The 8,565-nt window shown below is 66.6% G+C and carries 9 protein-coding genes; 8 read left to right on the top strand and 1 reads right to left on the bottom strand.

Annotation, left to right across the window (positions count from 1 at the left end; genetic code table 11):
- The 3 genes from GJ698_RS29945 to GJ698_RS29935 form a co-directional block, all read left to right on the top strand.
- Nucleotides 1–2,256, top strand: a 2,256-nt coding sequence (locus tag GJ698_RS29945; RefSeq protein ID WP_154361510.1) for a ligase-associated DNA damage response DEXH box helicase, incomplete at its 5' end; no start/stop codon positions are given.
- Complete coding sequence (gene pdeM / locus GJ698_RS29940; protein ID WP_154361509.1) at nucleotides 2,253–2,906, top strand: ligase-associated DNA damage response endonuclease PdeM; 654 nt, start codon at nucleotides 2,253–2,255, stop codon at nucleotides 2,904–2,906. The genes GJ698_RS29945 and pdeM, both read left to right, overlap by 4 nt.
- Nucleotides 2,907–3,019: 113 nt before the next feature.
- Nucleotides 3,020–3,388 carry a KGG domain-containing protein gene (locus tag GJ698_RS29935; RefSeq protein ID WP_154361508.1) on the top strand — a complete coding sequence of 123 codons (369 nt, stop codon included), beginning with the start codon at nucleotides 3,020–3,022 and terminating at the stop codon, nucleotides 3,386–3,388.
- 13 nt (nucleotides 3,389–3,401) lie between these two features.
- Here GJ698_RS29935 and GJ698_RS29930 read toward each other — a convergent pair whose 3' ends face one another.
- A complete protein-coding gene (locus GJ698_RS29930; protein ID WP_154361507.1) occupies nucleotides 3,402–3,899 on the bottom strand; it encodes a pyridoxamine 5'-phosphate oxidase family protein in 498 nt (165 codons plus the stop codon).
- A 166-nt stretch (nucleotides 3,900–4,065) separates the two neighbouring features.
- Here GJ698_RS29930 and GJ698_RS29925 point away from each other — a divergent pair, with 166 nt between their 5' ends.
- Genes GJ698_RS29925 through GJ698_RS29905 form a run of 5 tightly spaced genes read left to right on the top strand, consistent with a single transcriptional unit; the run spans nucleotide 4,066 to nucleotide 8,485 of the window.
- Nucleotides 4,066–4,713 carry a PepSY-associated TM helix domain-containing protein gene (locus GJ698_RS29925; protein ID WP_371865478.1) on the top strand — a complete coding sequence of 216 codons (648 nt, stop codon included), beginning with the start codon at nucleotides 4,066–4,068 and terminating at the stop codon, nucleotides 4,711–4,713.
- 17 nt (nucleotides 4,714–4,730) lie between these two features.
- Nucleotides 4,731–5,240 carry a DUF2271 domain-containing protein gene (locus GJ698_RS29920; protein WP_154361505.1) on the top strand — a complete coding sequence of 170 codons (510 nt, stop codon included), beginning with the start codon at nucleotides 4,731–4,733 and terminating at the stop codon, nucleotides 5,238–5,240.
- A gap of 14 nt (nucleotides 5,241–5,254) precedes the next feature.
- Entirely contained in the window at nucleotides 5,255–6,091 is an 837-nt protein-coding gene (locus GJ698_RS29915; RefSeq protein ID WP_154361504.1) for a DUF4198 domain-containing protein, read from the top strand.
- Between the two features lie 7 nt (nucleotides 6,092–6,098).
- On the top strand, nucleotides 6,099–7,124 hold the full coding sequence (locus GJ698_RS29910) for an FAD:protein FMN transferase (protein WP_154361503.1): 1,026 nt from the start codon (nucleotides 6,099–6,101) through the stop codon (nucleotides 7,122–7,124).
- On the top strand, nucleotides 7,121–8,485 hold the full coding sequence (locus GJ698_RS29905; RefSeq protein WP_154361502.1) for a sulfite reductase subunit alpha: 1,365 nt from the start codon (nucleotides 7,121–7,123) through the stop codon (nucleotides 8,483–8,485). Before GJ698_RS29910 ends, GJ698_RS29905 begins: the two co-directional genes overlap by 4 nt.
- Nucleotides 8,486–8,565 lie beyond the last annotated feature (80 nt).

The raw sequence follows: 8,565 nt of genomic DNA, 5'->3' as shown, positions 1-8,565 counted from the left end.
GGCGGCCGCGCGTCCGCCGGCCTGCGCGTGTTGTGGATCACGCCGATGCGCGCGCTGGCCGCCGACACGCTGCGCGCCTTGCAGGACGCCGCGCCGGACTGGCAGGTGGAAGCCCGCACCGGCGACACCAGCGCGGCGCAACGCGCACGCCAGAACAAGCAGTTGCCGGACGCCCTGATCACCACGCCGGAAAGCCTGACCCTGCTGCTCAGTCATCCCGACGCCGTCGAGCGCTTCAAGCAGCTGCAGATGATCGTCATCGACGAATGGCACGAGCTGATGGGCAACAAGCGCGGCGTGCAGACGCAGCTGGCGCTGGCGCGCTTGCGGCAGTGGAATCCGTCGCTGCTGGTGTGGGGGCTGTCCGCCACGCTGGGCAACCTGGAACGCGCGCGCGAAGTGCTGATGCCGGACGGCGTCATCGTGCAAGGCCACGTGGCCAAGGAAATCCTGGTCGATACGCTGATTCCCGAACACCCGTCGCGTTTTCCGTGGGGCGGCCACCTGGGCGTGCAGATGCTGCAACCGGTGATCGGCGAAATCGCGCGGCACGCCACCACGCTGGTGTTCACCAACACGCGCTCGCAGGCCGAGCTGTGGTATCAGCACATGCTGGACGCCCGCCCGGACTGGGCCGGCCTGATCGCGCTGCACCACGGCTCGCTGGACAAGGAGGTGCGCGAATGGGTGGAGCAGGGCCTGAAGCAGGGCGCGCTGAAGGCCGTGGTGTGCACCTCCAGCCTGGACCTGGGGGTGGACTTTTTGCCGGTCGAACGCGTGCTGCAGATCGGCAGCGCCAAGGGCATTGCCCGGCTGTTGCAGCGCGCCGGCCGCAGCGGCCACGCGCCGGGCCGCGTCTCGCGCCTGATGCTGGTGCCGACGCAAAGCATGGAATTGCTGGAAGCCGCCGGCGCCATCCAGGCCGTGGCCGAGCGCGACATCGAGGCACGCCCGGTGCCGGACAAGCCGCTGGACGTGCTGGTGCAGCACTTGGTGACGATCGCGCTGGGCGGCGGCTTCCGCTCCGAGGCGCTGCTGGCCGAGGTGCGCACCGCCTGGTCCTACCGCGACCTGCGCGACGATGAATGGCAGTGGGCGCTGGACTTCGTCGCGCGCGGCGGCCAGACCTTGATCGCCTATCCCGAATACCGGCGCGTGCTGCCGGACGAGCAGGGCGTCTACCGCGTGCCGGATGCGGCGCTGGGCCGGCGCCATCGCATGAGCATCGGCACCATCGTTTCGGATTCGTCGTTGCAGGTGAAGTACGTCAGCGGCGGGCGGCTGGGCAGCGTGGAGGAATCGTTCATCGCGCGGCTGCGCAAGGGCGACCACTTCCTGTTCGCCGGCCGCATCCTGGAATTCGTGCGGCTGCACGAGATGACCGCCTACGTGCGCCGCGCCACCGGCGCCAGGGGCGCGGTGCCGCGCTGGCAGGGCGGCCGCATGCCGATGTCGTCCGAGCTGGCGCACGCGGCGCTGGAACAGCTGCGGCGCGCCACGCTGGACCGTTACGACGGCCCGGAGATGCTGGCGCTGAAACCCTTGCTGGACATCCAGCAGCGCTGGTCGTCGCTGCCGACCGGCGACACCACCGTCGTCGAAACCCTGCACAGCCGCGAAGGCCGGCACCTGTTCATGTTTCCCTTCGCCGGCCGCTCGGTGCACGTGGGGCTGGCGTCGCTGCTGGCCTACCGCGTCGGCCGCGTGACGCCGGTGACGTTTTCCATCGCCATCAACGATTACGGGTTTGAACTGCTGTCGGCACAGGAACTGGACTGGGCGCCGCTGCTGGACGCCAGCCAGGGCGCCGACGTTGCGCTGTTCAGCACCGACCATCTGCTGGAAGACGTGCTGGCCAGCCTGAACGCCACCGAAATGTCGCAGCGCCGCTTCCGCGAAATCGCGCGCATTGCCGGACTGGTGTTCCAAGGCTATCCTGGACAAGGGAAGAGCGCGCGCCAGTTGCAGGCGTCGTCGTCCTTGTTCTTTGCCGTGTTCAGCCAGCACGATGCGGGTAATCTGTTGTTGACGCAGGCGCAGCGCGAAGTGCTGGAACAGGAACTGGAACTCGGACGGCTGCGCGCGACGCTGCTGGAATTGCAGGCGCGCAGCGTGCGCTTCCATGCCATCAAGCGCGCCACGCCGTTCGGTTTCGCGCTGATGGTGGAGCGCTTCCGCGAAAAACTCTCAACCGAAAAATTGTCGGACCGCGTAGCCCGCCTGGTGCGCGAACTGGAAAAGGCAGCCGGACCATGAAGATCACACTGGCAAATGAACAGCTGTTGCTGTTGCCGCAAAAGGCGGTGTACTGGCCGCGCGAGGGCATGCTGATCATCGCCGACATTCACTTCGGCAAGGCGGCTTCGTTCCGCGCGCTGGGCGTGCCGGTGCCGGGAGGCACCACCAGCGCCAACCTGGGCGCGCTCGATGTGCTGCTGGCGCAGTACGAGGTGCGCCACATCATGTTCCTCGGCGATTTTTTGCATGCCAGGGCGGCCCATGCGCATGCCACGCTGATGGCGATGCTGGCCTGGCGCGCGCGCCATCCGCACCTGCGGCTGACGCTGGTGCGCGGCAACCATGATATGCATGCCGGCGATCCGCCGGCGCAGCTGGATATCGCGATGGTCGACGAGCCGCACGTGGTCGGCCCCTTCGCCTTCTGCCATCACCCGGACGTGCTGGTGCCGTCGTATGTGCTGGCGGGTCATGTGCATCCGGTGTACCGCTTGCGCTCGGGTTGGGAGTCGCTGCTGCTGCCCTGTTTTCTGATCGGCGCCGAGCGCATGGTGCTGCCGTCGTTCGGCGCCTTCACCGGCGGCCACCCGGTGGCGCCGCAGCCCGGCGAGCGCATGTGCGTCAGCAGCGGCGAAGCGGTGCTTGAAATTCCCTTGCCGTCCGCGTGACCGGAATGCTCCTACGTGAAATGCTGTCAGCGTCCTACAGCGCATGGCTGGGACGTGGACTAGGATGAATGCTCCTGTGATGGCAGCAGGAGATTTATTACCAGGAGATGATCATGGCAACCAGTAACAAAGACAGCAAGCAGGGAGAGAAAACCGGCAGCCGCCAAAGCGGCGACACCAGCAAACGTGGCTTCGCGTCGATGGACCCGGAGCAGCAGCGCGAAATCGCCGCGGAGGGCGGCCGGGCCGCGCATGAAAAAGGCACGGCGCACGAATTCACCTCGGAAGAGGCGCGCCGCGCCGGCAGCATGAGCCACAAGAACGATCCGGGCCGCAGCAGCCAGAGCGCAGGCGCGGGCAGCGGATCGCGCAGCAGCACCGGCGCCGGCAACAAGGGCAGCGCCGGCCAGAGTGAGGACGAGGACGATGCCGATCAGGAAAACAGCTCGGGCGGAAGCGGCGCAAGCCGTTCCAAATCCTGATCCTTGGCAGGAGTTATAGGCAAATTGTAGTGTGTTTGCCCATCTCCACCGGCGCCCGCCCGGTCATGGCAGTTTTGGCCAGTTGCACCAACTGCTTCATCTTGCTGGCGCTGGCGTCCCAGTATTCCGCCGTCTGTATCCGGACCCGTATCATGGCCAGATGCGGGTCATCCAGCCCGCCCGGGAACCAGGCCCGCACCAGCGGACTCCACAGTTCCCGCGCCTTGGCCCGGTCCTTCAGCAGGTAGGCCTGACCGGTCACCGACAAATACAGCTGCTCGTCGGGATTGGAAAAGCTGACGTTCACCTCCGGGTGCGACGCCAGGTCGTGCGCAAAGGCCGCCTCGTCCGAGGTGAAGAACCACATATTCCCCTCGTTATCGATCTGCTGCGTGGTCAGCGGGCGGCTGCTCAGCACGTTATCGTCGTCCACCGTGGTGAACATGCCAAAGCGTACATGCCTGATCTTGGCGGCGATGGTGTTGATCTGATCCTGCGTATAGAGCGGCATGGCGCGCCTACATGGTAAAAATGAGCGTATTTCCGCCACCTTAGCGCTCCCGCCCGGCGCACACTGTGCGCGACTTCACCCCGGCTTTACATAATAGATACACAACTTGGCTTGACCCATCAAATGATAATCATTATCATTTATGTTTTTCAGCCAAGGAAGTCCCGTGAGCGTACAAAGCGCCAGCTCCGCCCGCAATGCCAGCCGCGCTGTCTGGCTGAAGCAATTGCACCAGTGGCATTGGATCAGCTCGGCCATGTGTTTGCTCTGCATGTTCCTGTTTTCGGTCACCGGCATCACGCTCAACCACGCGTCGCAGATCGAGGCCAAGCCGACCATCACGCGCAAGCAGGCGCAGCTGCCCGAGTCGCTGACCGCGCAACTGCGGAGCTATGCCGAGCAGCATGACGGCGCCAAGGAGCCGCTGCCGGCGCCGGTCGAGCAATGGCTGAAGGACACCTTCAAGGTGCAGCCGGGCGGCCGCAACGCCGAATGGGCCAGCGACGAGGTCTACCTGCCGATGCCGAAGGCCGGCGGCGACGCCTGGGTGCGCATCGGCCTGGAAGACGGCGCCGCCGAATTCGAGAACACCGACCGCGGCTGGATCTCCTGGCTGAACGACGTCCACAAGGGCCGCAACACCGGCCCGGCGTGGAACTGGTTCATCGACATCTTCGCCGTGCTGTGCCTGGTGTTCTGCATCACCGGTTTATTGATACTGAAGTTCCACGCGGCCAACCGCCCGTTCACCTGGCCGATGGTGGGCCTGGGTGTGCTGATTCCCGTAGTAATTGCACTGCTGTTTATCCATTAATCCACGACAGGACCTCCATGAAATTACGCTACTCCATCGCGCTTAGTCTGCCCCTCGCCAGTGCTTCGGCCATGGCCGCCGATCTGGCGCTCAAACTCGACGTGCCGCAGTTGAACGTGGCTGAGTACCATCGTCCTTACATCGCCGCCTGGGTGGAAAACGCCGACCAGCAAGTGGTGGCCAACCTGGCCGTGCTGTACGACACCAAGAAAAAGGACAACGCCGGCACCAAGTGGCTGAAGGACATGCGCACCTGGTGGCGCAAGAGCGGCCGCGAACTGACGATGCCGATGGACGGCGTGTCGGGCGCCACCAAGGCGCCGGGCGAATCCACGCTGACCGTGGCCAAAGGCGCGCTGGACAAGCTGCCGGCCGGCCAGTACACGGTGATGGTGGAAGCCGCGCGTGAGGCCGGCGGCCGCGAAGTGGTCAAGGTGCCGCTGCAATGGCCGCCGAAGTCGGCACAGAACCTGACCGGTCAGGGCAAGGAAGAGCTGGGCGCCGTAGTCGTACAAGTCAAACCATAAGAACGGACGGGGATATGTCGAAATTAAATAAATCGTTGATGGCGCTGGCGCTGGCCGGTTTGTCGCTGGTGTCGCTGAACGCGCAGGCGCACAAGCCGTACATCCTGGCCTCGACCACCGAAGTGGAACCGGCCCGTGACGGCTCGGCCTGGGTGACGTTCGACGCCGCCGTGGCAGAAAACCTGTTCACCATCGACTTCACGCTGAAGCTGGACGGCCTGCTCATCACCGCGCCGGACGGCAGCAAGCTGGAGCCGCAGAACGTCAACAACGGCAAGCTGCGCAGCACCTTCGACCTGAACCTGACCAAGCCGGGCACCTACAAGGTCGCGCTGGTCAACGCCGCCGTGATGGGCAGCTACAAGGACAAGGAAGGCAATATGAAGCGCTTCCGCGCCACCGAGGAAACGCTGAAGAAGGAAGTGCCGGCCGACGCTACCGACGTCAAGGTGTCGCGCCAGGAAACCCGCGTGGAGACCTTTGTTTCCACCGGCAAGACCGACATGAACGTGTTCAAGCCGACCGGCGCCGGCCTGGAAATGGTGCCGGTCACCAATCCGACCGAGCTGCACGCGGGCGACAAGGTTACCTGGCGCTTCCTGGTGGACGGCAAACCGGCCGCCAACCAGGGCGTGAGCCTGTTCCAGGGCGGCGTGAAGTTCCGCGGCACGCTGGGCGAGATCCGCCAGACCACCAACGACAAGGGCGAACTGACGCTGACGCTGCCGGCCGCCGGCCAGTACATGGTCAGCACCAGCTGGCCTGAAGTCAAGCGCGTCGAAGGCCAGCCGCCGCAGATGCCGCCACGCCGCCTGAGCTACTCGGCGGTGGTCGAGATCCTGCCGGAATAAGGTTGGCATGCGCCGGGTTCTTCTGCCTCACGATATCTCCGACGACCCGGCGCCAGCAGGCGGCGAGATCCGCGACTACGCTGGCCGCAGCATGGGCACCAGCTGGTCGGTGCGGCTGGTGGCCGCGCCGGATGCCGTTTGCGATCATGTGCAGGACGGACTGCAACAGCAGCTCGACGCCATCGTGGCCGAGATGAGCCACTGGGAAACCGAATCCGACCTGGGCCGCTTCAACCGCGCGCCGGCCGACAGCTGGCACAGCTTGCCGCCGGCGTTTTTCGACGTGCTGTCGTTCGCCATGGAGGTAGCGCGCGCCTCGGGCGGCGCTTACGATCCGACCGCCGGTTCGCTGGTCAACCTGTGGGGCTTCGGCCCCTGGGGGCGTTTCGACCAGCCGGACTTTGCGGCGCCGTCCGCCGACGAAATCACGGTGGCCCGCGCGCAACTGGCGGCGCGGCCGGTGCGCTTGCAGCGCGACGGTCGCAAGGCCTTGCAGCCGGGCGGCGTGCAGCTGGATCTGTCGGCGGTGGCCAAGGGCTACAGCGTCGACCGGCTGTCTTACTATTTGAAATCGCAGGGCTTTGCGCATCACCTGGTCGAGGTGGGCGGCGAGCTGCGCGGCGCCGGCGTCAAGCCGGACGGGCAGCCGTGGTGGGTGATGCTGGAGCAGGTCGCCGACGCCGCGCCCGGCGCCGTCGTGCCGGGCGAACTAATGCTGGCGCTGCACGGCCTGGCGGTCGCCACCTCGGGCGACTACCGGCGCTACTTCCAGCTGGATGGCCAGCGCTACTCCCACACCATCGACCCGCGCAGCGGCGTGCCGATCGCCAACGACCTGGCCTCGGTGACCGTGGTGCACGCGCAATGCATGGCGGCCGACGCCTGGTCCACCGCGCTGACCGTGCTGGGCTGGCGCGACGGCCTGCATCTGGCCGAGCTGCAAGGACTGGCCGCGCGCTTCGTCGTGCGCCAGGCCGACGGCCATTTCACCGAATACCTGAGTACCCATTTACGCGGCATGTTAGACGAATGATCTGGACCAACGACCCCACCCGATTGATGCTGGTGGCAGGCATGAGCGTCAGTTACGCGCTGGTCTGCCTCGTGCCGTACCTGCGCACGCGCCGCAAGCGACTGGCCGCCGCGCGCGCCAAGGCGGAGGCGGCAGCGTCGCCCGGCTGGATCGTCAGCTACGCCAGCCAGACCGGCAATGCCGAAGAACTGGCGCAGCAGACCGCCGCGACCCTGAAGCTGGCCGGCATTCCGGCGCGGCTGTGCGAGCTGTCCGAGCTGCATGCGGACGACTTGCAGCGCGCCGAGCGCATCCTGTTCCTGGTCAGCACCTACGGCGAAGGCGATGCGCCGGATGCGGCGGCCGGCTTTGCAGGCCGTCTGATGACCACCTCGCTGCCGCTGCCGCAACTGCACTACGCGGTGCTGGCGCTGGGCGACAGCGCCTATGCGCAATTCTGCGGCTTCGGCCGCGCGCTGGATCAATGGCTGCAGGCGCAAGGCGCGCAAAGCCTGTTCCCGCGCGTGGAGGTGAATCGCAGTTCGGACGAGGCGATCGGACAATGGCGGCAGCAGCTGAGCCATCTGGCCGGCACCAGCGATGCGCCGGACTGGAGCGCGCCGGCGTTCGACGCATGGCGCTTGAGCGAGCGCGTGCAGCTGAACGCGGGCAGCGCCGGCGCGCCGGTGTACCACCTGGAGCTGGAGGCGGTGGGCGGCGTGCTGCCGGAATGGCAGTCGGGCGACCTGGTGCAGGTCGCCGCGCCGGCCGATCCGTCGCGCGCGCGCGAATATTCGATCGCCTCGATTCCAGCCGATGGCCGGGTGCACCTGCTGGTGCGCCTGCATACGCATGAGGACGGCAGCCACGGCGTCGCCTCCGGCTGGCTGACGCAGCAGGCGGCGCTGGGCGCGACGGTGCAGTTGCGCCTGCGTCAGCATCGCCGCTTCCGCCTGGAAGGCAATGCCGAGCGCCCGCTGATCCTGATCGGCAACGGCAGCGGCATCGCCGGCCTGCGCGGCCACCTGAAAGCGCGCGCCTTGGCGGGGCAGGGCCGCAACTGGCTGCTGTTCGGCGAACGCAACGCGGCTCACGACTACCACTACCGCGCCGAGCTGGACGGCTGGCAGCGCGACGGCATGCTGGAAAAGCTCGACATGGTGTTCTCGCGCGACCAGGCCGAACGGCGTTACGTGCAGGACAGCGTGGCCGAGCAGGCCGCAACAGTCCGCGAATGGATAGCCCAGGGCGCCGCGATCTACATCTGCGGCAGCCTGGACGGCATGGCCGGCGGCGTCGACGCCGCACTCGAAGCAGCGCTGGGCCGCGAAGGCCTCGACGAACTGGCCGCCGCCGGCCGCTACCGCCGCGACGTCTACTAAAAAATCCGGGGTCAGTTCTGCCAATCGCACACGAGCCCTGCCGTAGCAGCCGCTACGGCAGGGCTCGTGTGCGATTGGCA

Source organism: Duganella aquatilis (genome assembly GCF_009674565.1).
In the GTDB taxonomy this organism is placed as follows: Bacteria; Pseudomonadota; Gammaproteobacteria; order Burkholderiales; family Burkholderiaceae_D; genus Rugamonas; species Rugamonas aquatilis.
The sequence above is the reverse complement of the archived record's forward strand: the minus strand, read 5'-3'. Positions and strand labels throughout refer to the sequence as shown.

Coding starts and splice junctions, on each gene's coding strand:
- pdeM (WP_154361509.1), top strand. CDS start 2,253: ATGAAGATCACACTGGCAAATGAACAGCTGTTGCTGTTGCCGCAAAAG.
- GJ698_RS29935 (WP_154361508.1), top strand. CDS start 3,020: ATGGCAACCAGTAACAAAGACAGCAAGCAGGGAGAGAAAACCGGCAGC.
- GJ698_RS29930 (WP_154361507.1), bottom strand. CDS start 3,899: ATGCCGCTCTATACGCAGGATCAGATCAACACCATCGCCGCCAAGATC.
- GJ698_RS29920 (WP_154361505.1), top strand. CDS start 4,731: ATGAAATTACGCTACTCCATCGCGCTTAGTCTGCCCCTCGCCAGTGCT.
- GJ698_RS29915 (WP_154361504.1), top strand. CDS start 5,255: ATGTCGAAATTAAATAAATCGTTGATGGCGCTGGCGCTGGCCGGTTTG.
- GJ698_RS29910 (WP_154361503.1), top strand. CDS start 6,099: ATGCGCCGGGTTCTTCTGCCTCACGATATCTCCGACGACCCGGCGCCA.
- GJ698_RS29905 (WP_154361502.1), top strand. CDS start 7,121: ATGATCTGGACCAACGACCCCACCCGATTGATGCTGGTGGCAGGCATG.